23 protein-coding genes, 1 tRNA gene and 1 pseudogene are annotated in these 23,909 nt (G+C 68.5%); 15 read left to right on the forward strand and 10 right to left on the reverse strand.

Annotated elements, in window-relative coordinates:
* The first annotated feature begins 298 nt into the window (after window positions 1-298).
* Genes AB0J76_RS01580 through AB0J76_RS01590 form a run of 3 tightly spaced genes read left to right on the forward strand, consistent with a single transcriptional unit; the run spans window position 299 to window position 1,670 of the window.
* Window positions 299-856, forward strand: coding sequence for a hypothetical protein (locus tag AB0J76_RS01580; RefSeq protein WP_364388414.1), 558 nt, complete (start codon window positions 299-301; stop codon window positions 854-856).
* 38 nt (window positions 857-894) lie between these two features.
* On the forward strand, window positions 895-1,329 hold the full coding sequence (locus AB0J76_RS01585; RefSeq protein ID WP_352320932.1) for a MarR family winged helix-turn-helix transcriptional regulator: 435 nt from the start codon (window positions 895-897) through the stop codon (window positions 1,327-1,329).
* The gene (locus AB0J76_RS01590) at window positions 1,326-1,670 is read left to right on the forward strand and encodes a nuclear transport factor 2 family protein (RefSeq protein ID WP_352320930.1); all 345 of its coding nucleotides are present in this window, start codon (window positions 1,326-1,328) and stop codon (window positions 1,668-1,670) included. The genes AB0J76_RS01585 and AB0J76_RS01590 overlap by 4 nt, the downstream gene beginning before the upstream one ends.
* Before the next feature lie 197 nt (window positions 1,671-1,867).
* Here AB0J76_RS01590 and AB0J76_RS01595 read toward each other — a convergent pair whose 3' ends face one another.
* Together AB0J76_RS01595 and AB0J76_RS01600 are read right to left on the reverse strand one after the other, a co-directional pair.
* The gene (locus AB0J76_RS01595; protein WP_352321039.1) at window positions 1,868-2,530 is read right to left on the reverse strand and encodes a DUF4097 family beta strand repeat-containing protein; all 663 of its coding nucleotides are present in this window, start codon (window positions 2,528-2,530) and stop codon (window positions 1,868-1,870) included.
* 170 nt (window positions 2,531-2,700) lie between these two features.
* The gene (locus AB0J76_RS01600) at window positions 2,701-5,046 is read right to left on the reverse strand and encodes a hypothetical protein (RefSeq protein ID WP_364388418.1); all 2,346 of its coding nucleotides are present in this window, start codon (window positions 5,044-5,046) and stop codon (window positions 2,701-2,703) included.
* 292 nt (window positions 5,047-5,338) lie between these two features.
* Here AB0J76_RS01600 and AB0J76_RS01605 point away from each other — a divergent pair, with 292 nt between their 5' ends.
* Both AB0J76_RS01605 and AB0J76_RS01610 read left to right on the forward strand, forming a co-directional pair.
* Window positions 5,339-5,893 carry a DUF6461 domain-containing protein gene (locus tag AB0J76_RS01605; protein WP_352327281.1) on the forward strand — a complete coding sequence of 185 codons (555 nt, stop codon included), beginning with the start codon at window positions 5,339-5,341 and terminating at the stop codon, window positions 5,891-5,893.
* Between the two features lie 110 nt (window positions 5,894-6,003).
* Entirely contained in the window at window positions 6,004-7,212 is a 1,209-nt protein-coding gene (locus tag AB0J76_RS01610; RefSeq protein ID WP_352327280.1) for a DUF6461 domain-containing protein, read from the forward strand.
* Here AB0J76_RS01610 and AB0J76_RS01615 read toward each other — a convergent pair.
* A complete protein-coding gene (locus AB0J76_RS01615; RefSeq protein ID WP_352327279.1) occupies window positions 7,181-7,705 on the reverse strand; it encodes a hypothetical protein in 525 nt (174 codons plus the stop codon). The genes AB0J76_RS01610 and AB0J76_RS01615 overlap by 32 nt on opposite strands.
* Before the next feature lie 378 nt (window positions 7,706-8,083).
* On the opposite strand from AB0J76_RS01615, the gene AB0J76_RS01620 reads away from it, so the two are divergent.
* From AB0J76_RS01620 to AB0J76_RS01630, 3 genes are all read left to right on the forward strand, one after another.
* Window positions 8,084-8,446 carry a hypothetical protein gene (locus AB0J76_RS01620; protein WP_352327278.1) on the forward strand — a complete coding sequence of 121 codons (363 nt, stop codon included), beginning with the start codon at window positions 8,084-8,086 and terminating at the stop codon, window positions 8,444-8,446.
* Window positions 8,447-8,630: 184 nt separating this feature from the next.
* Window positions 8,631-9,347: a VOC family protein gene (locus AB0J76_RS01625; protein ID WP_352327277.1), complete on the forward strand. Its 717-nt coding sequence runs from the start codon at window positions 8,631-8,633 to the stop codon at window positions 9,345-9,347.
* Between the two features lie 586 nt (window positions 9,348-9,933).
* Window positions 9,934-10,197, forward strand: a complete 264-nt coding sequence (locus tag AB0J76_RS01630) for a hypothetical protein (RefSeq protein ID WP_352327276.1) — start codon at window positions 9,934-9,936, stop codon at window positions 10,195-10,197.
* 182 nt (window positions 10,198-10,379) lie between these two features.
* Here the strand turns inward: AB0J76_RS01630 and AB0J76_RS01635 are convergent, their stop codons facing one another.
* Both AB0J76_RS01635 and AB0J76_RS01640 read right to left on the reverse strand, forming a co-directional pair.
* On the reverse strand, window positions 10,380-11,075 hold the full coding sequence (locus AB0J76_RS01635) for a hypothetical protein (RefSeq protein ID WP_352327275.1): 696 nt from the start codon (window positions 11,073-11,075) through the stop codon (window positions 10,380-10,382).
* Between the two features lie 33 nt (window positions 11,076-11,108).
* Entirely contained in the window at window positions 11,109-12,311 is a 1,203-nt protein-coding gene (locus AB0J76_RS01640; protein WP_352327274.1) for a helix-turn-helix domain-containing protein, read from the reverse strand.
* Between the two features lie 225 nt (window positions 12,312-12,536).
* Here AB0J76_RS01640 and AB0J76_RS01645 point away from each other — a divergent pair, with 225 nt between their 5' ends.
* Both AB0J76_RS01645 and AB0J76_RS01650 read left to right on the forward strand, forming a co-directional pair.
* Entirely contained in the window at window positions 12,537-14,048 is a 1,512-nt protein-coding gene (locus tag AB0J76_RS01645; RefSeq protein ID WP_352327273.1) for a serine hydrolase domain-containing protein, read from the forward strand.
* Window positions 14,049-14,082: 34 nt separating this feature from the next.
* Window positions 14,083-15,324, forward strand: coding sequence for a serine hydrolase domain-containing protein (locus AB0J76_RS01650; protein WP_352327272.1), 1,242 nt, complete (start codon window positions 14,083-14,085; stop codon window positions 15,322-15,324).
* A 307-nt stretch (window positions 15,325-15,631) separates the two neighbouring features.
* On the opposite strand, the gene AB0J76_RS01655 is transcribed toward AB0J76_RS01650, so the two are convergent.
* Both AB0J76_RS01655 and AB0J76_RS01660 read right to left on the reverse strand, forming a co-directional pair.
* Entirely contained in the window at window positions 15,632-16,231 is a 600-nt protein-coding gene (locus AB0J76_RS01655; RefSeq protein ID WP_352327271.1) for a hypothetical protein, read from the reverse strand.
* A 459-nt stretch (window positions 16,232-16,690) separates the two neighbouring features.
* Window positions 16,691-17,089, reverse strand: coding sequence for a hypothetical protein (locus AB0J76_RS01660; RefSeq protein ID WP_352327270.1), 399 nt, complete (start codon window positions 17,087-17,089; stop codon window positions 16,691-16,693).
* Between the two features lie 292 nt (window positions 17,090-17,381).
* Between AB0J76_RS01660 and AB0J76_RS01665 the strand changes: the two are divergent.
* From AB0J76_RS01665 to AB0J76_RS01675, 3 genes and pseudogenes are all read left to right on the forward strand, one after another.
* Window positions 17,382-18,854, forward strand: a pseudogene (locus AB0J76_RS01665) (replication initiator); the annotation flags it as partial.
* Window positions 18,851-19,042 carry a helix-turn-helix domain-containing protein gene (locus tag AB0J76_RS01670; RefSeq protein ID WP_352322497.1) on the forward strand — a complete coding sequence of 64 codons (192 nt, stop codon included), beginning with the start codon at window positions 18,851-18,853 and terminating at the stop codon, window positions 19,040-19,042. The pseudogene AB0J76_RS01665 and the gene AB0J76_RS01670, both read left to right, overlap by 4 nt.
* Window positions 19,039-20,418, forward strand: a complete 1,380-nt coding sequence (locus tag AB0J76_RS01675; RefSeq protein ID WP_352322496.1) for a site-specific integrase — start codon at window positions 19,039-19,041, stop codon at window positions 20,416-20,418. The genes AB0J76_RS01670 and AB0J76_RS01675 overlap by 4 nt, the downstream gene beginning before the upstream one ends.
* A gap of 246 nt (window positions 20,419-20,664) precedes the next feature.
* Here the strand turns inward: AB0J76_RS01675 and AB0J76_RS01680 are convergent.
* Both AB0J76_RS01680 and AB0J76_RS01685 read right to left on the reverse strand, forming a co-directional pair.
* Window positions 20,665-20,749, reverse strand: a tRNA-Tyr gene (locus AB0J76_RS01680).
* 87 nt (window positions 20,750-20,836) lie between these two features.
* A complete protein-coding gene (locus AB0J76_RS01685) occupies window positions 20,837-21,517 on the reverse strand; it encodes a sulfotransferase family protein (protein ID WP_352322495.1) in 681 nt (226 codons plus the stop codon).
* Window positions 21,518-21,733: 216 nt separating this feature from the next.
* Here AB0J76_RS01685 and AB0J76_RS01690 point away from each other — a divergent pair, with 216 nt between their 5' ends.
* Together AB0J76_RS01690 and AB0J76_RS01695 are read left to right on the forward strand one after the other, a co-directional pair.
* A complete protein-coding gene (locus AB0J76_RS01690; protein WP_352322494.1) occupies window positions 21,734-22,231 on the forward strand; it encodes a YajQ family cyclic di-GMP-binding protein in 498 nt (165 codons plus the stop codon).
* A 102-nt stretch (window positions 22,232-22,333) separates the two neighbouring features.
* A complete protein-coding gene (locus tag AB0J76_RS01695) occupies window positions 22,334-22,804 on the forward strand; it encodes an NUDIX domain-containing protein (protein WP_352322493.1) in 471 nt (156 codons plus the stop codon).
* A gap of 153 nt (window positions 22,805-22,957) precedes the next feature.
* Here the strand turns inward: AB0J76_RS01695 and htpX are convergent, their stop codons facing one another.
* Window positions 22,958-23,809 carry a zinc metalloprotease HtpX gene (gene htpX / locus AB0J76_RS01700; RefSeq protein ID WP_352322492.1) on the reverse strand — a complete coding sequence of 284 codons (852 nt, stop codon included), beginning with the start codon at window positions 23,807-23,809 and terminating at the stop codon, window positions 22,958-22,960.
* Window positions 23,810-23,909 lie beyond the last annotated feature (100 nt).

Below are 23,909 nucleotides of genomic sequence, written 5' to 3' on the forward strand. Positions count from 1 at the left end.
GCGCGCGGACAGACCCCGAACACGCCGACGCCTGCTCGCCGCGGCTTGACCTACCCGGAAAACCGACAAAGCACCCAATTGGCGAAAAACGGGACAGGGAGTTGGTGTGCGGGCACGAATCCAAGCCGACCCATCAGGGCGCGTTTAGCCCCGCCTGCCTCCGGAGCCGGGCACGCGGAAGCGTCAGGACCTGGGCCCGACCTGCCCAAAGATCCGTCAACTGGCGAACCGGACTCCTTGCGCCGAGCGTCATACGGGACCAGACGGCAAACGTCTGAGCGTGATCCCGGAGGCGACCATGAACGACCTGCCATCTTCCGTGCCCATCCGTCCGGCCACATCCCGGTCCGCGGCACGCGGCAGGGCCGTTCTTCCGCCGTCCGCGCTCTTCCGGGGGTCGCCGCTCGCCCCTCGGAGGCGTTTCAGCCACGTCTTCGTCGTCGTCGCGGTCGCCCTCGCGCTCGGAACGGGGGTGTTCGTCGGCTTCACGGTCAGCCGCGGGCTACAGGAGGAAGCACTGGGACGCGGGCCGGCGGGCGTCGTGAAGGCGGCCGTCCCGCAGGCGGCCCCGTCCGCGCTTTCCCGGCCACCGGCCGCCCAACCGCCCCACCCGGCCACGCCGCCGAAGGCCGCGGCGAAGCACACGTCCAGGCACACGTCCAGGCACACGACCAGGCACACGACCAAGCACACGGCCAAGCACACGACCAGGCACGCGGCCAAGCACACGGCCGGGCACACCGCGAAGCATCCGGCGCGGAAGCCGCACCACACGAAAAGGCGCAGGCAGCACCACTCGCCGTGTGCCAGGTTCGAGGGGTTGCGGGCGCGGGTGTGCCGCACGATCTTCCGCTGACTCTTGAGAACGTCAAGAGTTGTCGATATAAAAAGATCGTGCACGAAGAGACCGCTGAGGACACGTTCTTCCGTGAGCTGGGAGGCGCCTGCGCCGAGCTCCGGCAGGCGTTCGCCCGGCACGTGGGCATGAGCCCCCACCGGGTCCAACTGCTCATCCGCCTGCGGCGCGACGGCGAGACCAGCCACAGCGAGCTGCGCCGAACGCTCGGCATCGACGGCGCGAGCGTCACCCGGCTGGTCAAGGAGTTCGAGGCCGAAGGGCTGATCAGCCGCCGCCTGGACCCGGCGGACAACCGCTACACGCTGTCCGCGCTCACCCCCGCCGGCGAGCGATGCGCGGCCGATCTCGACCGCTCGCACCAGGCGTACCAGGAGCGGCTGCTCGGCGGCGTCACGCCGCACCAGCGGGACCTCGTGCTGGACGCCCTGCGCCGCGTCCGCGCGAACATGACCGAACAGGAGAACCGATGACCGGGGACGCGCGGGCCGCGGCCCACCGCATGTACGCCGCCTTCAACGCCCGCGACCACGCCGCCACGGCGGAGATCTTCGCGGCGGACTTCCGCAGCCACCCCCTGGGCACGACCGGCCCCGACAGCGTCTCCCAGGCGTGGCGGCGGTTCCACGAGGCGTTCCCCGACGTCCAGGTGGTCGTCGAAGACCTGGTCGTCGAGGGGGACACGGTCGCCGTCCGCACGAGCGTGCAGGGCATTCCCGGCCGGGAGCCACCGACCATGCTGGAGATGTTCCGGGTGCGCGACGGCCGGATCGCCGAACTGTGGGGCCTGTCCTCGCTGCGACGCGACTCCTGAGCCCGGCCCCCGCAACGCAGAAGAGGCCCCAAAGGGCCTCTGACCTGCTGTTGAAACCGGCGGCCGGCGCAAGGTCCCGAACCTGCGCAGGCTGGGCCGACCGTTTCACAGTCCCGCCGCATGAGCTCTCTGACCTGCGGGCTCCTCCTGAGGGCGGGTGCGGCGGGTTGGCCCGCCCTCCGGTCGGAAGCCGCGGGTCACAGGCTGCGGGCGGTGATGTCGCCGTTGGAGGTGGTGGCGTGGATGTCGAGCTCGACGGTGCCGTCGTTCTTGAGTGCGTTGGTGACGCGGCCGTGGCTGGTGCCGGCGTCCAGGGCCGCCGAGACGCCGCTCGCCGCGGTGATCGAGATGTCGCCGGACTGGGTGCGGAGCACGACCTTGCCGCCCGCGGCCTCGGCGACCCGGATGTCCCCGCGTGCGGTGCTGATCTCCGCGGGCCCGCCCAGCCGGCCGACCTCGACGTCGCCGTCGACCGCCGTCAGGCGCAGGCTCGCGGCCTCCTCGATCTCGATCCGGCTGTACGCGCCGTCGAAGGCGACGTCGCCGAGGCGTCCGGTGGTCCGCAGCTCGGCGCTGGCCGCCTTGGCCTCGACGCGGGAGCCGGCGGGCAGCTGGACGGTCACCTCGATCGACCCGGACGGGCCGAGGTACTGGTTCTTCGCCGCGCTCGCGATCCGCAGGACGCCGTCGGCGTACTCGACGGTGGTCTGCTCAGCCGCCTGCACGTCACGGCTCTTCGAGGCGTTCGCGGGCCGGACCTCGACCGTGGTGTCGGCCCGGTCGTCCGCAGCGAACTGCACGCGTCCGGCGGGGATGTCGAGGACGACGCGGACGGGGGCGGGGGTGGTGAACTGCTGCATGATGCTCTCCTGCGACTGGTGGTCTTCCGGTAGGGGGCCCGGCTCGCGGCCCTGGGGCCGCATCGCTGAACCGTTCATGGGTCAACCATCGCGGGCCGCTCTGATACCGCGCCGTCACCGGCCTGACACGGCCGCTGACATCCGACAGGACGCAGCCGTCCCCCGCGGTCTCAGCCCATCGTCGCGAGGGTGTCGCGCAGCCGGCGCAGGTCGCGCATGCGGGCCTCGTACGTCGCCCCGACCACCACGAGCAGCAGGCCGCCCGCGGCGATCGGCACCCAGCGCGGCACCACGAGGAACATCTCCGACACGTACGGGGCCAGTTCCCGCACCACGACCCCGGCGACCACGACCGCTCCGATCGACGCGGGCGCCTGGAGCTTGAACCGGACCCCGGCGAGCAGCACCGCCAGCGCCAGCACGCCGAGCGCCAGCGACCGCCGCCATTCGGTGTCCGAATACACCGCGGCCAGGCTGGGCAGCATCGTGAAGGAGAGACCCGCCCCGTAGGCGGCCCACGACGAGACCGGCGCGCCGCGCCGCCGCCACCAGCCGGATCCCAGCAGCACCAGCGAGCACGGCACGGTGTACGCCTCGACGACGGTGACGTCGTCCGCCCCCAGCCGCAGCCACGACGCCATCAGCAGCAGGACGGCGCCGGCGTACCTGAGGCCGTTCCCACCGCTCCGGCCCGCCGGGCCCGCCCACAGCGACATGAGCAGCACCAGCACCCCGGCCACGGCGAACCCCATGCTCCCCGCGACCAGGACACGCGCTCCCAGCGAGAAGCCCGCCGCCACCGCCTCCAGACCGAGGAACAGGGCGGCGAAGCCGACTCCCCAGAGCCGGAGCTCCTTCAGCCCGGCCGACAGCGCCACCGCGACGGCCGCCGCCGCCAGGATCGGCAGTACGATCAGCGTCGCCGGCTCGCTGCCGAACGCGTACGCCGCCGCCCGTACCGAGGCGGGGGCGGCGACGAGCGCGCAGGCCACCGCCCACCAGGGCGTCCGGCCTCGGGCGGCGGCCACCGCGAGCGCGACGGCCAGCGCCGCCTGCACCGCCGTCGCGACCGGGTACGACAGCCCGAATGCCTGGGGGACGACCGCGATCGCGAGCACCCCGGCCAGCAGCGCCCCGGCCGCCGCCGCCCGCACCCACCAGCCCCCGGGGCCGCGCCCGGTCACCGCCGTCGACCCGCGCCCGGCCGCTGTCGCCTTCATCGGCCGCCATCCGCCGGCGCCTCGCACGGCTGCCGCCAGGAGGACGGTCGCCGGCACGGCGAGGACCACCACGTCCACGGGCGACGCCATGTCGAACGGCGGCCACTCCCGCCCGTTCCAGACGCCCGTCCACAACACGTCCAGCCAGGCGAACGGCGCCGCCAGCGTGACCACGAGCCGGGGCAGCACCGTCAGCGTGGTCAGCAGCGCCACCAGCCCGCCGGTGCCCATGACCGTCGCCCGTACCCGCCGCCAGGGCAGCCGGTAGGCGGCGAGCGCCACCCCGAGCGCCGGGACGAGGTAGGCCAGGGGACGCCAGTCCATGCCCGGACCGTCCAGCACCGGTTGCGCCAGCGCCGCCGGCACGGCGATCAGCGTGAGCGTGGTCCCGACGGCGACCGCGGCGCCCCAGATCTCCCTCTCGGCGTCACCCCGCCTGGCCAGCAGCCAGGTCACCCATGCGCCGAGCAGCACCAGGGCGACCAGCGGCACCGACCTGACCAGCGCCTGACCGACGGAAGGAGATCCCAGCGCGTACGGCACGCCGCTCAGCAGCGCGAGGACGGCGACCCCGCTGCCGGTCGAGGCGGCCGTCGCCCGCACCGCTCCCCGCCCGTGGCGGACCAGGACGACGTCCAGCGCCGCCGTGGCCACCAGCGCGGCCACCAGCCAGGTCACCGACCAGTCACCGACCAGCAGCGGCAGGACTGACTGCGCCAGCACGACGGCCACGGGAGCAGGGCCGCGAAGCCGGGTGACCCGGGCATAGGCCACCAGGATCAGCGCGGTGAGCCCGAACACGCCCGCCGTGTACTGCCACGCGTCGAGGGAGTCCACCCCGAGGAGCCCCACCTGCCTGGCGGCATAGCCGTCGAGCAGCAACAACGCGACCGCGAACCCGGCCATGGTCTCGGCCGTCGCGGTGAGCCTGCGCCGGATCAGCACGACCGGCGCCAGCATCACCAGCGCGGTGAACGCGGCCAGCACGGCCGCTCGCCCGCCAATGCCCAGCCGGCCCCAGCTCACCACGGTGAACACCGCCGCCGCCACCGTCAGCAGCAGTCCACCGAGGATGAGCAGGACATTCTTGGCGGCGCCGGTGGAGACCTCCGCGCTCGGCGCGCCGGGGCCCGTGGGGACCTCCGCCCCCGGCGCGCCGGGGCCCGCATTCCCAAGTTTGGCCGCCGCCCCCGCACCCGCGCTCGCCGTTTCGGCGCGTAGGGCGCCGAGCAGTTCCGTACGGCGGGCCTGCAGCCCGGCGAGCTGGTCCCCCAGCCTGGCGAGAGCCTGATCCACCTGCCAGAGCTCATGCGCGACGGGGCCCTGCAGCGGCAGCGCACACCTCGGGCATCTGGAAACCGGCTCCTGAAGCCCGGTCCCGGACCACATCGCCCCGCAGCCCGGACACCTCATATCCCCATGCACCGACATCTCCGTTCGAGCCCGACGAGATGACCCATATTGCACCGGGACGTCCTTGCGAATCACTGTCATCGGTTGGCGTAGCGGATGCCGGTAGGACAGATCGAGCGGCGGATCGGCGGTCCGGTCTAGGCTGGCGGCCACCCGAAACGATCAAGGAGTGCACATGGGCAGGGCGACCTCGGCAGACTACGCCTGGTTGAGCGACCGGTGGACCGACGGTGTCGGCACCACCGCCTTGTGCATCACGTTCGTCCGCGACCTGTCCCCCGCCGACGCCCTGCGGCGGATCAAGGTCACCCCGGGCACGCGCGGCGACTTCAACGTCGCCGCCTACGCCGCTCGGGGCGGAACCGTCCTCGCCGACACGGGATGGGCCACCAAGTACGTCAGCAACCTGGCCGAGCCGTTGTCCCTGGGAACGGCCGTGGCCACGGTGTTCGCCAATGTCGAGGACTCGGACTTCACCTACGAGGTGAACGACCGCCTGATCACCACGTTCGGCCTGTACGGCTACCGCTACCGGGAGGGCGACGATCCCGACCGGCTGCTCGCCGATGTCCGCGAACTGGGCCTGTACGAGGACGTCGACGGATGCGGCGCGGACCCCGTCCCCGGCGCTCTGGCCCTCGCCTCCCGCGCCACCGGCGTACACCTGTCCCGCGCCCACTACGCCCGACCGGCCCTCACCGGTTCGACCGATCACCTCATGGCAGGTTGACCGCACCGAGGACGTCCCCGACAGCCCCTCGGCGCCCCCCTCCGAAGAACTCCGACCTGCACCACAGCAGGAGGGGAAGACAGCGCCTTTCACACAGAAGGGAGAAACCGGTGCGCAGGATCACCACTGCGGATTACGCATGGGAGAACGACTGGCATGTGGAGATCTACACCGTCACCTTCGTCCACGGCCTGGACGACCGCGAGACCCTCCGGCGGTTCGGCGTCGTCGACGCCAACATCCATGTCGTGGACGATGAGGAGATCGTCGAGCGCACGGAGGTGAACCACGGCTGCTGCGACCTGGTGCTGGTGACCCGGGCCGGCGACTGGACCGTCGCCTTCGAATACGACGGCTGGGAGGGAACCCGCCGCGAGACGCTGCGCGAGCTCACTCGCGACGGTGGCCAGGCCGTCTCCGTCATGCGCCACAATTACGCGTCATCGCACGACTTCGAACACGCCGCGGACGGCCGGATCCGGACGGCATTCCGCCCGCAGACGCCCCAGGAGCGCTGGGGCAGCCACCCCGACGCCCTGAACGAGGACATGCGCGAACTGGGCCTCGAACCCGAACCCGCGGACGAGTTCCAGTACCTCTCCGGCTGCGTTCCCGCCGCCCTCGCCCTGGCGAGCCGTATCTCAGGAGTGCTGTTCACCCCCGCGCTGCTGGACGCGCCGCTGCTGGGCGGCGTCGTCACCGACCGCGTTCCGAACGACCCTCCGCAGGGCGACCCGCTCGCCAAGCACGCACTGCGCGCCCTCGCCCCGAAGCTCGCCGAGGCCATCGACCACGCCTCCCCCGCCCTCCAGCGGCGGGCCGCCGTCGCCGAGGCCCGCCGCCAGTGTGCGCTGGCCGGCGTGGCCGACCACCCCGTGCTCGCCGCCGCGCTGGCGTCGGCCGAACGGGGCGAGACGGGCCCGGTAGAGCCCGGCTCCCCGCTCGCCGAGCTCATCCGCCGTCACGAGTCGCAGCTGACCGGCCATCCGATCGACGAGGCCACCGGCGAGTGGATGACCGGCCCGTCCGCGGGCCCGCACCGCTCTCCGGCCGACAGGCGCAACATCTTCGCCCTCGACAACGCGACCGGCATGCCGGCCTGCCCGAGTTGCAGGTGGCATCACCGTCCGGGCGAAGCGGAGCGGGAGGCGATCCGGCCGCGCTGGCAGGCGGCGTTGTCGGTACGCAAGGCCCTGTCCCCCGACGCCAGGACGGCCGCCTACAACACCCACTTCCCGCTGGTTCACCAGGGTCAGGTCATGGCCGACCGGGATCACGCGGCGGCCGTCACCGCGACGCTGCGCGCCCCCTCGACGTAGCGGGCGTGGATCTGCCGATCAGGAGACCGGGACCGCCGCCCGTTTCCGCACGCCGGACCAGTGCCAAGAACGTGACCAGCACCGCGCCCGCCACATAGTGCAGAATCGGCCCAAACCTGACGATGTTCCAGCCGCCGAACTCAAGCGTTTCCTGGCAACCGTCCACGACGACCCGAACAGCGTAGGGAAGGCTGAACAGTCCGGCGATCACCACGAACAGCGCCGCCGTCACCCAAGCAGCGAATACCCCCCGCCCGCCACGAAGGGCGAGAGTCGCACACAAGCCGAGCGCCATCACCCCGGTGGGCCAGCCGGACAGATCCGCGGAGACGGTCGCCCAGTTGATCTCGATCAGCCAATCGAACTTCCCGGGTTTCCATGGCTCGGCGCTCAAGGAGCAGGCATAGCCGTGCGCCGAGTAGGCCGGCCCTCCAGAAAGCCGCCACTGCAAGGCACGCGAAGCGGGAGCCGCCAGAGCCGCCAAAGTCAACAAGGGCACTCCCCAGCGCGGGGGAATCGCCGATAACGGGAGCAAGACAGCCGCCATGTGGTCGCAGTAAAGGGCACCCAGCCTAGATCATTTCCCGCACGCATGTCAGCAGGCCTCCGTCACGACTGCGCGAAGCTCCGGCCCTCTCGGTGCAGCCTTGCATCCACAATGGGCCGATGCGAGAGCCGTGGGTGCAGGTGGACCGGCCGTGGACGAACGGCGATCCGTTTCTCGCCGTCCACGGTTGACTACGCGGCGCCTGGCGATCGCCGTCGTGCATGCCTCCGGACCCGACTACCCCCGTGCTGATCGAGGCCCTCCGCTACCCGGACACCGACGACGAGGACGGCGACCCCCTGCCGGCGACAGAGAGGACAACAGGTGATCACTTTCGACGGGACCTTCTATCGCATCACGGATCCAGAGTTCGAGATGGTGATCCCGGCCTGGGTGGGATACGAGCCGGACACCGCCGACGAGGCAGACGCGACAATCACCTTTCGCGACGGTTCACGCCGATATGCGACCTTCATGACCCTGGATGTCGTCCAGCGCAAGATGCACACGGCTGCAAGCACCGGCGATTCTCTTGGCGGCAGGTACTTCTGGTGCCCGGATTTGATCATCGTTCGGGACGTGGGGTACGAGAGCATGGCGGCCGCGATTCGCGATCTGATCTCGTCCGGAGACATCGAGACAGCATGTGGCCTGCTCGTCCCTCTCACCGATGACGAGGACGAGTGAACGGCCGCCTGCCGATCAGCGCCGAGGACTCGTGCATGGGTAGGGAGCCAAGCGGTGTACCGGTCGCACCCCCCGTCCAGACCGCTTGCCACGAAACTCAGGTGCGGCGCCGCGTGGACGCCCCTAGGCTGTGCCGACGGAACGGGCCTCGTATCAAAATTGGTGGATCGGGGATGCGTGAGGTATGACCAGTCAATTGTTCGCGATTTGCTTCAATGCGATCCGTCCCTCGGACCTGGCGCGGTTCTGGTCGGGAGTTCTCGGTTGGGAGATGACCGACGGCCCTGACGACGACGTCGCGATCCTGCCACCCGACCCTGCCGGCTTCCGAGTCCGTTTCCTCCCGAGCCTGGAACCGAAGATCGGCCAGAACCGGGCGCACTTCGACCTGACGAGCACCTCCCCGGACGATCAGCAGCAGACGGTGGCCAGAGCGCTGAGACTCGGCGCCAAGCACATCGACGTGGGCCAACTCCCGGAAGAGGGACACGTGGTGCTCGCCGATCTGGAGGGCAACGAGTTCTGCGTCATCGAGGCGGGCAACAAGTTCCTCGCAGACACCGGTGTCATCGGGGCGCTGGCCTGCGACGGCACCCAGGAGGTCGGCTACTTCTGGAGCGAGGCGCTGCGGTGGCCCCTGGTCTGGGACCAGGACCAGGAGACCGCGATCCAGTCGCCGAGCGGCGGCACGAAGATCACATGGGGTGGTCCTCCGGTGGCGCCGAAGACGGGCACGAACAGGCTCTGCTTCGAGCTGGCGACGCCCGTCGACGCCGACTGGGAGGCGGAGGTCGATCGCCTGCTCTCGCTCGGGGCGACGCGTGCCGGCGAGGGCGATGGCAGCCAGATCCTGATGCTCGACCCGGATGGCAACGAATTCTCCATACGCAGCGCCCGGTAGTGCCCGACCGGTCCACATTTCTGGTGCATGCCTGCGGTCGTACGGGCCATATTGGGGCGGCTCGGGTGCGCCGCGCCCGGCTTGAGCCAGATGCCACCGGTGGTGCAGAGCCCAACCGCCCTCGTGCGGGCCGAGCTGATCTTCAAGAGCTCCTCAGCGCACAGGTGAAGCAGCCGGCCACACCCGCGAGGGGCGGATGTCGACGACCGCGGGCGCGCCAGGCGCGGGGGGCGTCCGCCGGCCTGGAACACCGGCCGGCAGATGCGTGCCGACCGCCACCTCATGCCGATATCCCGACCACAGGCGTACGCACTGGTCGGCGCCGATGCCCGGACAGTTGCTCCAGGGATAAGGCCGGAGACCGGTGGACGGATCCAGGTTCCGGTGCAGTTCGTGTGCGGCAGAGGCCACAAGACGGCACACCAGCTGACCATGGCGAGCCGGAAACTCGACATCGAGAGCGGCAAGCGCGCATAGCACACAACCCCTCAATCACCTTTACTACCGGACACGTATTGGCAGCGGTTACTCTGATGCAACTCTTGACCGGAACGGGGGCCAAGTGATTTTCAGGGCATGCAGTCGGGTGTTGATGGGAATCGGGCTCGTGGTCCTCGTTCCCAGCATCCTCATGCAGTGGGGTGTGCAGGAAAAGTGGATGCTTGCGAGGGTGGTCGAGCCGTCGGAAGCGAATGCATCCTTCCTGACACCGCTCGTGATCTCATGGATTGGCATCGCATTGGGAATCGCGTGGGTGCTGGCGGCCATAACCTGCTACCTCATACCGAAATCCATGGCCCATCTGCAGCGGCCAAAAGGCCGCCAAGGCGGTTCGGGCGCGGTCGTTTAACCTCCTCGCCACCTGGTCACCCCATTCACCTCGCCCCGTCCGAAGGGGAAGCGGGCCAGGGCCGATGGCAGGCGGGACGACAAGGCTTCCCCCTCAGGTACCTACGACTCAGACGACCGACACGGCGATCACCCTGGAGCCGAGCTCCTCACTCACCCAGCGCTAAACCCGAGGACCTAGTTTCAGTCCTCGTTCCAGTTGTCGAGAATGATGACGGGCGCCTCTTCCACGTCCAGCCACTCGCTTTCGATACCCATGCCGGTCGCCGCCTCGATGAAGGCCAACGCCGCGCTGCGCTTGCCCCGATAGTCCTCCGAGTCCAGGCTGTCGAGCATGGAGCGGAACTCGGCCAGGACGCGCGGATCCCCCTCTTGGACGGCGTGCTCGTCGAAGATGAAGTCGCGCATCTGTGCCCGCACCTCGCCGTCGGCCGCATAGAGGATCGTGTATCCCCCGTTGAAGTGCCAGGTCGTCATCCACACGCGTGACTCTTTGCTGAGTTCAGCGAGGATGTGATCGGGCGTGGCGAAGCCCTGGGAGAAATCGAGGAAACCCCAGGCTCCTTTGCCTTGGCGGACGAAGAGCACGGGAAAGTCCTCCTCGGCGGCCTCCTCTCTGGGGTACGCCATGGCGCGTTCCTCGGGATCACGGCCTCCGTTCAGCCGCCGCAGGAGATCGTCCACGGTGATCGCTTCGTCGAGACGTTGTACGACGGTCCAGCAGAGGGCGCTCTCGAACCACTGCTGTTCATTGAAAAGATTGCGATATCGATCGATCACGTGACGGTTGTCGCGGAGGCCGACAGGAATGAAACAGCCTGCAAAGGCGTCGGCCTCACCGCGGCTTTTCAGGGAGACAATGCCTCCGCTCCGGCCCATGCGATGACTCGCCACCCGGGCCGGAACAGCGCCCTACTTGGTCAGGGATTCGGCGACGAGTCGCCAGATGTCCGCGGCCAGGTCCATGTTGCCGCTCTGCTGGGCCTGCTCGGCCAGCTTGCGCAGCCCGGCGAGCGCCGTGTCCTGCTCGCCCTCCAGGAGCAGGACACGGTTGCGCAGGACGTCGAGCCGCATTCGCTCCTGGTAGGTGAGCAGGTCGTCGAAGCCGGTCAGCCGGTCCAGGACCGTGCGGGCCTCGTCGAGGTCGCCGGTGAGGACGGCGATCCGGGCGCGCACGGCCAGCAGTTGCTGCTCGATGGTGGGCGCGCCCGCGAACGGCAACGCGGCCTGGACTTCCGTGACGCGCCGCCGGGCGGACTCCGTTCTGGGCGGATCGGCCCTGAGGTCGAGCCGGGCCGCGCCGAGGCGCAGGCGCATCCAGAGCGTCAGGTCGTCGCGGCCGTCGAAGCCGTCGATGGCCTGGTTCATCAGCTCCGCGCCGGTGTCGAGGTCGCCCTGGCGGACCCGGATGTTGGCCACGGTCCACACGGCTTGGGCCCACAGCGCTCCCGAGACCTGGTCCGCCAGCGTGAGCAGTTCGTCGGCATGCCGGGCGGCGTCGGGGAGTCGCCCGGCCTCGGCCAACGCCGACACCAGGGCCAGCAGCGAGGAGGCCCGCACGCGGACCGGCAGCGCTTCGCGTTCGGCCAGCTCGTAGGCGTGTGTCGCGGCATCGACGGCGCCGGCGATCTCTCCGGTGCTGCGCATGCAGCGCGACAGTGCGGCCAGCACTCTGCACTGCAGCTCGGGTAGCCCGATCTGCGCGCTGAGCGTTGCCAGCTCGTCGAGGCATGTCCGCTGCTCGGCGTACTCCTGACGCCACTGACGCCATTCGGCGACCTGCCAGAGGGCCTGCCAGCGCAGCAGGGGGTCCTCCCCGTGGGAGGTTTTCAGGGCGTCGCTGAGGGTCTGGCCGCCTTCGTCCTGGCTCAGGCCGGTGGCCAGGGTCAGGCTCTCGGCCAGGGAGGTGGCGGTGGACTGGGTGAGTGCGGCGGGGCTGATGCCGAGCTGTGCGGCCAGGTGCGTGATGGCCCGTTCGGTGGGCTGACGGGCCCCTGACTCCAGCCGGGACAGGTATCCGGTGGACATGCCCTCGCCCGCGAGGGCTGCGAGCGTCAGGCCGCGTTCGGTCCTCAGTTGCCTCAGTCGGCGGCCGAAGAGTGGTTGTTCGAGCATGTCCGAACTCCCGGGTAGCGGTTGACGTCGTCCGACGTCCGTGAGGGTAGCTTACTTGCCTCGCTGCGGACAAGTCCTTGCCTGCCACCGACGCCAACGTTGCGCAGCATTGGCAATGCATCTTGGCAAATACTTGCCAAGATTGTGGCAACAGTCGTAACGTTCCTGTCGTCGCCAACGGACTTCGTCGCCGACAAGCCACAAGCACCCCGAAGGAGCACCACCATGTCCCTCACCGACCAGGACCAGCTCACCCTGCGCACCGCCGCCTGGGGCGCCGTCTCGCTGATGTCCGCCGCCGGCGCCGCCGGTTCGGCGCACAAGGCCGCCGCCGAGGGCTCCGTCGCCCTGACCTCCGCGACCGGCCTGGTCGGGCACGTGCTGGCCAAGGCGCCCAAGGGCGTGAAGTACGGCAGGACCGTGGCCGAACTCGCCGACCAGGTGCTGCCTGCCCTGAACGCCTCCATGAGCCTGCTCGAGATGCAGGCCCCGGCCGAGGCCGACAACTTCCGCCGCACCGTCCTGGTCGCCGTCGAAGCGGCCACCCACGGGAGGCCCAGCCCCACCATGACCGAGATGGCCCGCAAGATCAGCGCTGCCCTCGACACCGCCCCGGCCACGCCCGAGGTGAGCGCAGCGACCGCCGTGGCCGGGCAGGATCGACCGGAACTGCAGAAGGCCATGCAGGCGTTCGTCGATTCCGGGATGGCCGTCGGAATGCAACTGCGGGTGAACGACGAACACGGCGAGTGGGTCGGCACCGCGGGGGCGCGCGAGCTGGGCTCGTCGGAGAAGCCTCCGGCGGACGGACGGTTCCGGGTCGGCAGCTCCACCAAGACGTTCGTCGCGACCGTGGTGCTGCAGCTCGTGGCCGAGGGCAAGATCGGGCTGGACAGCCCGGTGGACGGCTACCTGCCCGAATTCGCGCTGGACGAGCGGATCACCGTACGGATGCTGCTGCAGCACACCAGCGGGATCTTCAACCACACCGGCGAGTACTACGAGGACGGGACGTTCGCGCCGGGAATCGCGTGGTCGGGCAAGGAATGGGTGGACGGCCGGTTCCACACCCACCAGCCCGAGGAGCTGGTCCGGCTGGCGCTGTCCAAGCCGGCGCGCTTCGAGCCGGGCACGGACTGGAGCTACGCCAACACCAACTACGTGCTGGCCAGGCTGCTGATCGAGCGGGTCACGGGCCGCTCGTTCGCCGAGGAACTGCAGCGGCTGATCCTGGGCCCGCTGGGGCTGACGGGCACCGAGGCGCCGGGCACCTCGACGGAGATCACAGGACCGCACGCCCACAGCTACTACCGGTACGAGGACGGCGACCGGGAGCACACGGTGGACGTCACCAGCCAGAATCCTTCGTGGATCTCCGCCGGCGGTGACATGATCTCGACCACCCAGGACCTGCACACGTTCTTCTCCGCGCTGAACGGCGGCCGGCTGCTGCCCGCCGAACTGCTGACCGAGATGCGCAAGCCGGACCCGAAGATCGGCTACGGCCTCGGGATCTTCGAGCAGGACCTGGGCGAGAACGGCGGCACCGTCTACCACCACAACGGCGGCATGGCCGGCTCCGCCGCGCTGATGTACAGCACGCCCGACGGCGGCAGGACGCTGACGGCCTCCGTGACCTACGTGGACGACGCCGCCCTGTCCAAGGCGGCGGCGTTCCAGCAAGCGACACAGCAGCTCATCGACGAGGTGTTCCGCAACGGCCGGCCCACGAACTGAGACCAGCGACCAAGACCCCAGAGACGAGGACTTCATGAACACGACGCTCAGCCGGCGCACAACCGTCACGGCGCTCGCGACGGCTCTGCTGGCGGGGGCCGCCGCCCCCGCCATGGCCACCTCCACCGGGCCGGATCGCCCGGAGCTGCGCAAGGCGATGAACGCCTTCGTCGCCGCCGGTTTCACCGGGATCCAGCTACGCGTACGCGATCAGCAGGGCGACTGGACCGGCAGCGCCGGGGCGCGCGAGCTGGGATCGGCCGCCAAGCCTCCGACCAACGGAAGCTTCTGGACGGGCAGCATCATCAAGACCTTCACCGCCACCATGGTGTTGCAACTGGTGGCTGAGGGCAGGATCGAGCTGGACCGCCCCGCCGCCGCCTACCTGCCCGGCTACGGGCTGGACGAGCGGATCACCGTCCGGATGCTGCTGCACCACACCAGTGGGCTCTTCAACTACACCGGCGAGTACAACCCCGACGGGACGATGGGCGAGCCGGGAATCCCCGCCAACGGAGACGGCTGGGCGCCCAACCGGTTCAAGAGCTACAAACCCGAGGAACTGGTACGTCTGGCGCTGTCCAAGAAACCGCGCTTCGAACCCGGGACGCAGTGGAGCTACTCCAACACCAACTACACGGTGACGCTGCTGATGATCGAAAAGATCACCGGCCACTCCTACGCCACCGAGCTGAAGCGGCGCATCACCGGCCCGCTCGGACTGCGGAGCACCCTCGCGGCGGGCAACCGCACGACGGCACTACCCGGGCCACACGCCCACGGCTACTACCAGTACCAGGACCAGGTGATCGACCTCTCCCGCCAGAACCTGTCCCTCCTGACCGGCGCCGGCGACCTGATCTCCACCACCCAGGACTTGACCACGTTCTTCTCCGCACTGAACGGCGGCAAGCTCCTCCCCGCCCCGCTGCTGACCGAGATGCGCACGGCGATCCCCACGTCCATCCCCAAGCAGGACTACGGCCTCGGCATCTGGGCGCAGGACCTGGGCCCCGGCTGCGGCACCGTCTACCAGCACAACGGCAGCCCACCGCACGGCTATGGGGCACTGATGTACAGCTCCCCCGACGGCAGCAAGACCCTGACCGCCTCGGTGACCTGGCTGGACTCGGCCACCAGAGGCCCGGCGAAAGACTTCCTGGCCCTTGTGGACGCCCTCGTCAAGCAGGAGTTCTGCGACCCGCCGACCGACTCATCCGACCAGCGCGAACCGGCCGGCCAGTCACAGCCGCGCAGTCCTGGTTCTGCCTCCTGACGAGCGAATGGCCGCAGCGGCGTCGGGGAAGGAAATGTCGACGGCGGAGTGCCGTAGCCGTAGACAGCCATACACAAGCGAGAGGCCCGTCACCGCGTTTCCGCTGGTGACGGGCCTCTTCCCGCTGGTGTGGCAGGTGCAAGGTTCGAACTTGCGTAGGCTGAGCCGACGGTTTTACAGCGGGCCGAAGATCTAGGCTTCGACGAGCCGCTGAGCTGGGACTATAGCCTTGGCCGTGGCGTCTCTCTACTGCATCATCCCGTGTATATCCCGGATCTTGATCGTGCTTCCGCGTGGTGACCTGTACTCAGAGATAGTCCCGCCAGAACGGGACCGTGGCATGCGGCTGCCATTCCTCGCCGCGTTCCGGGCGTGGTTCCTGGAACTCCTGGTTGATGTAGTCGGCCAGGTCCGTGCCGTAGTAGATGATGTCCCAACCCCGCATGGACAGGACGGGATGCCCGAAAGTCCCGCGGCCGGCCGGAAGGAACCGGTGCGCATAGAGCGGGGCCATGCGGGGTGTGTCCGCCAGCCGGAGCCGGGCCGTTTCGACGGCTTCCAACGGATCACTCGGCCGCTCGCCCCAACTCGATCGCCAGTGGCCGTGCTCGACGTCCCACAAGAGACAATCGACAGGCCAGGCGACGCGCTTTCGCAGAGCCTCGGGATCACCGTTCCGCCAATCATGCCAAGGATTCTCCCACGTCTGCCCTTCCTCCCAAGGCTGACGCACCGGCAGCCCAACCGCCAGGAAAGCCCGATGATCATCGGCGAACTCGAGCCCGTAGTCCTGCTCAATCCGCGCTAATTCCGCCTCGGAGAGCCCTTCCTCGATTTCGCAGCATGCCAACTCCGCCAGTCGACGCGCAGCCTGCACACCGAGCCGGAGCCCTTCCCTACCGATCACTGATGCCCCTCCTCACCTGGTGGCCACAAATGGTCTGTCGATCACGAATACAACCTACGGTGGTCATCATGCGTGCCCTGCCCTTTTGCGCCCATGTGCTCCTCGTAACTGCCAGCCCAAGGGCCGGCACGGAGCCGGGACGCTTGAGCAACGAGGAGAACGAAGGACCGTCTGGTCGAAAGTGGAGCGGTAGTCATGGCCTGCCTTCGGCAACGACCTCGCGGAATGGACCATGGGTACGCCGGGAGCGGAGATCATGGCGTAGATGTTCCCGATTTCCATGGCTGACTGGTTCGCCACTAGCCCAGGTACCCACGGCTTTACAGCTCGTGCCTGTTCCTCTCAACGCAATGCTCTGGACCTGCGGTTCCTCCCTGCCGGAGCGCCACCATTAGCAAGATCATTGCACGCATATTGCACGGGTCCGCCGGACGCCCGGGGGAAGCTAAGCCCTGTGGATCAGACGTTCCTGTCTAGCCCTGCGTTGCTTCGGTTCGTTGAGGGCAGTGGGGGTGTGGTGTGGGCGTCGGGGTCAGCAAAATGGAAGGCGCACGCACAGTCGAGGGCTTCCTCGGGTGAACCTGAAGGGTAACCGCTGGGCAGAAGACTGTCCTGGTAGATGCCCTCGTCAGGAAGGTAGATCGCGAAGCCCCAGGTGTGCAGAGGGCCGTCAAAGCGCAAGCGGCACAACTGCGCGTAGGCACCACCGTTCAGGCGTGCTTCGACATAAGCGAATCTGCCACGGAAACGCACGTCGATCCCGGACAACTGCCAGCGCGAACGAGCGTGGTCGTTTAAGCGCTGACGCAAGTGATGTTTCATCGACTCGGGCGGGTTCTCCGGCATGTCGATCATCATGCCCTCCAAGAGATCAACCACGCTGCTCGGTGAGCCAGGGTGAGGAACGAACCCTGGATCGTCGATCGCCCCCGAGCACGTACGGCGCCCAGCCATGGAATGGCGATCGTTGGGCTGCATCTGTGCGACGGCGTGGCAACCCCGGTCGGCGCGTTCGTCGGTACGGCGGGGCCGGCATGCGGTGCCCGGCCCGGTGTCCCGCCGCCGTCCGGGACCGGCCCCCAGGCCGCACGCCCGGACGGCGGGCGGGCGGAGGGCCGGGGGTACGGCGGCGCGCCGCGCCGCCGCTTGATCCGGCAAGTCCGAGATCATCGACGTACCGTGCGGGGCCACCCTCGACAGCAAGTGCCCGCCCTGCGCCAAGCGCAACAAGCAGCTCCGCAAGGCCCAGTGCCGCGAGGGCTGGCACCTCGACACCGAACCCGCCATCACACCCGACGACCCGAACGAGGAGCAGCGCTGGCTGGTGGAGTTCCGCGCCGACTACCAGGCCCAGCGTGACGCCGCCGAAAAGGCCGGCGACGACACCACCGAACTCGACGCGATCATCACCGGTCTGGACGAAGAGATCAACGCGGCTGGGATGCGGGGCAGCGTTCTCGGCCGGACTGCCTCGAAGCGCTTCCGCTCCACGAGGCGGCGGCAGGACGCGCCCGACCTGCCCAAACGCAAGATGACCACCACCACCCTCGGACGCACCTTCCAAGGTACTGACGGCAAGACCTACCGGCCGAGCCTGTTCGTCACGCTCACCCTGCCCTCGTACGGCAAGGTCCGCGACGGCGCACCCATAGACCCCAGCGCCTACGACTACCGCCGCGCCGCACGGGATGCCCTGCACTTCTCCAAGCTCGTGGATCGCTTTGTGCAGAACCTTCGCCGCGTCGCGGGCTACGACGTGCAGTACTTCGCCTCCGTGGAGCCTCAGAAGAGACTCGCCCCGCACCTGCATATGGCTATTCGTGGAACGCTCCCACGCGCGGAGATCAAGCAGATAGCCGCCGCCACCTACCACCAGGTCTGGTGGCCACAAGCTGACGACGTCGTCTTCGACGGCGATCACCTCCCGGTCTGGCACGAGGGCATCGGTTACCTGGACCCGGCCGGCGAGGTCCTATGCACCTGGGATGAAGCCCTCGACGCACTCGACGAGGACGTCGAGCCCCTCCACGTGCTGCGCTTCGGCGATCAGGTGGACGTGCAAGGTGTTCTCGCCGGTACGCCGGACGCCGACCAATGCATCCGGTACCTGTCCAAGTACCTGACCAAGTCCATCGGCGATGGCCTCGACGGCGGGCAGGCCCAACGCGAGCACGCTGCCCGCATGGTCGATGCGCTGCGCTACGAACCCTGCTCGCCGACCTGCCCGAACTGGCTCCGCTACGGCATCCAGCCCAAGAACGCCAAGGCTGGGATGGCTCCCGGCCGGTGCCGTTCCAAGGCGCACAAGCCCGAACACCTCGGCTACGCGGGACGCCGGGTTCTGGTCTCCCGCAAGTGGTCCAACAAAACCCTCGCTGAGCACAAGCAGGACCGCCGCACCTGGGTCCTGGAAGCCCTCGGCCAGGCCGACGAACCCACTGACCCACGCCGCTACGTCTGGCGCCCCGTCCCGGCCGGAGACGCCAACGTGCCACCACTCGCCATACGCCTCCTGCGCACCGTGGCCGAACGCCAACGCTGGCGAGCCCACCTCAGAGACCTGGAAGCCAGAGCAGCCGGACAAGACCTTTCGGCAACCGACGACATGGGGAGGGCCGCATGACCAAGCACGACGAACTCCTGACCGTCCGCCAGGTCCTCGCCGAGCTCGGCGGAGTCTCACGCCGCACCTTCTACCGCTGGCGCGAGATCGGCAAGGCACCAGAAGGCATCCGCCTACCCAACGGCGAACTCCGCATCTACCGCAGCGATCTCAACGCCTGGCTCGAATCCCTCCGGAGTGCAGCATGACGACCTCATACGACGTGAAGTTCTGGGAGATCCGACGGAACAAGTCCAGCAAGTCCCCCTCCTATGAGGTGCGCTGGAAGGTCGGCGGCCGGGAGAAGTCCAAGACCTACAAGACCAAGGCCCTCGGCGAGAGCTTCCTGACAGACCTGCGGCAGGCCGCAAGACGCGGTGAGGCATTCGACCTGGACACGGGCCTCCCCGACTCGATGATCAAGGCCAAGGAAGCGCGGACGGTCCTTGACTTCGTGAAGGCGTACGTCGAGGCGCGTTGGCCACACGCGGCTGCCAAGAGCCGAGACAGCATGTCGGACGCCCTGGCGACGGCTATCCCGGCGCTGACGACGGACAAAGCAGGGCGGCCGGACGCCGCTCTCCTCCGCACCGCTCTACGCCAGTACGTTCTCCTGCCCGAAGACAAGCGGCCCACGATGCCCGCCGACATCGCGCGGGCCGTCCGCTGGCTGGAAGCGGCCTCTCTCACCATGGAAGACCTCAACGAGACCAAGGCCGTCCGCCTGGCCCTGGACGCCCTCACGCTACGCCTGGACGGCAAGAAGGCCGGCGCCAACACGATCAAGCGGAAGCGCGCCATCCTGCACCACGTCTTCGAGTACGCGGTGGAGCTGGAGGAACTGCCGTCCAACCCGCTGCATCGCATCAAGTGGAAGCTCCCAAAGACCACCGAAACAGTGGATCCGCGGGTTGTGGTCAATCCTGGCCAGGCCCGCGAACTGCTCGTAGCGCTCACCTACGTCGGCAAGCGCCAGCGTGGCGGGAAGGGCCGGGGACAGCGGTTGATGGCCATGTTCGCCTGCATGTACTTCGCCGCCCTCCGGCCCGGCGAGGCCGTCAGCCTCCGCGAGCAGGACTGCCACCTCCCACCGCATGGCTGGGGACGGCTCACTCTCGACGGCTCGCGCCCCGAGGTGAACCGCCGATGGACCGATACCGGTGACGCTCACGAACTACGTGGTCTCAAGCATCGAGGCCAGGATGACGTCCGCCGCATCCCGATCCCTCCGGAACTGGTCAAGATCCTTCGGCAACACATCACAGAGTTCGGCGTCGCCCCTGACGGGCGGCTGTTCCGCAGTGAGCGCGGCGGCGTGGTCGCCTCGACGGCCTACACCGAGGTCTGGCAGGAAGCCCGCACCCTGGCCCTCAGTCCCGCCCAAGTCGCCTCACCGCTCGCCCGACGACCGTACGACCTCCGGCACGCAGCCGTCTCCCTCTGGCTCAACGGCGGTGTACCAGCTCCAGAAGTGGCAGCCCGTGCCGGCCACGGGGTGGATGTCCTGCTGCGCGTCTACGCCAAGTGCATCGACGGCCAGGAGGACATCATCAACCAGAGGATCGCGGACGTACTCACCGCATGAGATCACAAACGGCACCACTCGAAGGGCTCCGGCTTCCCCCGGGGCCTTTCGGCGTTGGAGGGCAACAGCATCCCGCATACATCCCGGATCATGGGCGCCCACCTGGGGAAACGCCGCCAGATCCATCCCGCGTATATCCCGCGACCAGCGACAAACGGCCGCTCAGGGCGGCTCAGGGCGGCTCACGGCTGCACACCCCTGAAACGCAGAAGAGGCCCCGAAGGGCCTCTGACCTGCAGCTACTGCTGGTGGCAGGTGCAAGGTTCGAACTTGCGTAGGCTGAGCCGACGGTTTTACAGACCGCTCCCTTTGGCCACTCGGGCAACCTGCCGTGCCATCCGCTCTCGCGGCGACAGACAGAAGAATAGCGGACTTCCGAGGTGTACGTGACACCAGTTTGTCCCCAGCCGGATCGTGGTCACCGGCTGCGCCGGAACAGCAGGCGTCCCATCCCGCGTGCGTGCTGGTCGAAGCCTGCCGCGTCGTTGGTTCGGGGGAAGGGTTCGTCCGGGACGGGTACGTCGAGGAAGTCGCACAGTGGCTGCCAGCCCTGGGCGACTTCGAACACCAGCAGGCGGTCCTGGGGGATGGTGGCTTTGACCTCCTCCACGTGTTCGGTGAAGATCTTCAGAGCGAGTTCGGTGTCGGGGATGCCGCCGCCGAAGACGCGCTCGCTCACGACCAGCCGGGTCATCCGGATGAAGGCCGCGAAGTCGGTGTCGAGGAGGCGGGAGAGTGTGGCCATCGTCCGGCCCGACCAGGTGCGGGCGCGGGCCGACTGTTTGAAGATGGTGGCGTTCATGCTGGCCAGCCAGCGTTCAGGGTCGCGGACGGTGAGGATGACCTTGGCGTCGGTGTAGTGGTGGGCGAGTTCGCGCCAGTACGCGGCGGCCGGCCAGTCGACGCAGGAGTCGTACCCCGACATGAGGGTTTCCCAGGTGACCGGACGGCCTTCGGCGAGGTCCAGCCAGCGGCGGATGTGGACGGGATTCTGGAGCACCTCCGTCATGTGATGACATGGGCCGAAGCCCAGACGTTCCAGCGCGGTCTTCGTGGACAAGGTTCCGGTACGGCCGAAGCCGGCTCCGATGACTCGCATGATCCCTACCAATACGATCGGAAACTGCGAAATGTGGGTCCACAGGCATGATCCGTCGCCATGGACCCGGCATCAAGCCGCCTCGCGCCCACGTGGACTGCACAGCGCGCCGATGCTGGCTAGGCTCGTTCGCTGGGTCCGCGCATTCGGCGTACGACGCGGTTTCGCGTACGACGGAGAGGCGGGATCCCGAATAACGCTTTCACAGCCGAGAGGATGGGTGTTTTGGCCGATTCATCTTTCGATATCGTCAGCAAGATCGACCGCCAGGAGGTCGACAACGCGCTGAACCAGACGGCCAAGGAGATCGGACACCGCTTCGACTTCAAGGGCACCGGGGCGAGCATCAGCTGGACCGGTGACAACATCGAGATCAAGGCGAACAGCGAGGAGCGCGCCAACGCCGCACTCGACGCGTTCAAGGACAAGGTGGTCAAGCGCGGGCTCTCGCTGAAGATCCTCGACGCGGGCGAGCCCAGGCTGTCGGGCAAGGAATACCGCATGCTGGTCACCCTCAAGGAGGGCATCGACCAGGAGAACGCCAAGAAGATCTCCAAGCTGATCCGCGACGAGGGCCCCAAGGGCATCAAGGCGCAGATCCAGGGCGAGGAACTGCGGGTCAGTTCCAAGAAGAAGGACGATCTGCAGGACGTCATTTCTCTGCTCAAGGGCAAGGATCTGGACATCGCCCTGCAATTCGTGAACTACCGCTAACAGGTCGGCCTCCGGGGCACATGGCGGCGTACGCGCCTTCTTGTGCCTCGGGCCTGCGTTCGCGTTGGAACGGGCGAATCCGGCATCGTAGGCTCGACGACCGTGACGAAGATCCCCCTGCGCCGCTTCACGGCACGTGTCCTGCCCCTTGACGCGAACGACCGGGTGCTGCTGCTGCACGGCTTTGATCCGCAACTGCCGGACAAGCCGTTCTGGTTCACCATCGGGGGCGCGGCGGAGGCCGGGGAGGAGCTTCGGCAGGCCGCCGCGCGCGAGTTGTACGAGGAGGTCGGGATCCGGCGGGAGGTGGCGGAGTTCACCGGACCGTACGGGACGAGCACGATCGAGTTCTGCTGGTCTGATTATGCGATCACACAGGACCAGACCTTCTTCGCGATCCGGGTGCACGACACCGCCGTCTCGTTCGAGCACATGGAGCAGATCGAGAAGGAGACGACGACCGGGCATCGGTGGTGGAGCGCGGAGGAACTCGACAGCACCGAGGAGACCTTCTTCCCGGAGGACCTGCCCGCCATCCTGCGGAGGATCACGGCGGCCGGAGAACCCGGGTAGCCCCGACGTCGCTGGAAGGCCCTGATCGCTGCAGCAAGTCCGCCGAAGAGCCGAGAATGACGGGTGAGCCCCGTTCGGGGCTCTCGGTCGATTTCGGCGGCTCTGGCGCTTTCAGCGCGGACGTGTCCCCTGCGCTCCCGCCGGCCGGGAAGGTCAGCGGCGGTAGCCGGCCATGCGCTCCAGCCTCGCCACCCGCTCCGACGTGGGCGGATGCGTCGAGAAGAGGCGGCCGAAGCCGGATCCGCTGAACGGGTTCGCGATCATCATGTGGGACGCCGACGTCAGGCGGCTGTTCTCGGGAAGCGGCAGCCTGCGCGCCCCCATCTCGATCTTGCGAAGGGCCGAGGCCAGGGCCAGCGGGTCGCCCGTGAGCCGCGCGCCCGACTCGTCGGCCTGGAACTCTCGGGTGCGGGAGATCGCCATCTGGACCATCCCGGCCGCCACGGGCCCGAGGATCATCATCAGCAGGGCGCCCAAGAATCCGGGCCCCTCGTCGTCGTCGGAACCGCCGAAGAAGACGGCGACGTAGCTGAGCCACGTGATCATCGTTGCCAGCGCGCCGGCCACGGACGAGACCAGGATGTCCCGGTTGTACACATGGGACAGCTCGTGCCCGATCACGCCGCGCAGCTCGGACTCGTCGAGCAGCTGGGTCAGGCCGTACGTGACGCACACGGCGGCCTTCCGTGGGCTGCGGCCGGTCGCGAAGGCGTTGGGCTGGACCGTCGGGGAGATGTAGAGCCGCGGCATCGGCTGGCGCGCCTCGGTGGAGAGCTCGCGGACGATGCGGTAGAGCGTGGGATGCTCGACCTCGCTGACCGGCCTGGCCCGCATGGCCGACAGCGCGATGCGGTCGGAGAAGAAGTAGGCGACGCCGTTGCTCAGCAGGGCCAGCACGAGCGCGATCTGCAGGCCGGTGCCACCCCCCAGCCACGCGCCCATCACGACGATGAACGCGGACAGACCTCCCAGGAGGATGGCGGTACGCAGACCGTTGTGGTGCAAGGTCTCCCCCCTTCGTGGTCCGGGTTTCACCTCGTCCAACGACGACGACCCGGTCTATCGTTCCCCGGCGTGCTCAGCCGCGGGCGGAGCGCGACTTACC

This window comes from Nonomuraea sp. NPDC049624 (assembly GCF_040675255.1).
Taxonomy (GTDB): Bacteria; Actinomycetota; Actinomycetes; order Streptosporangiales; family Streptosporangiaceae; genus Nonomuraea.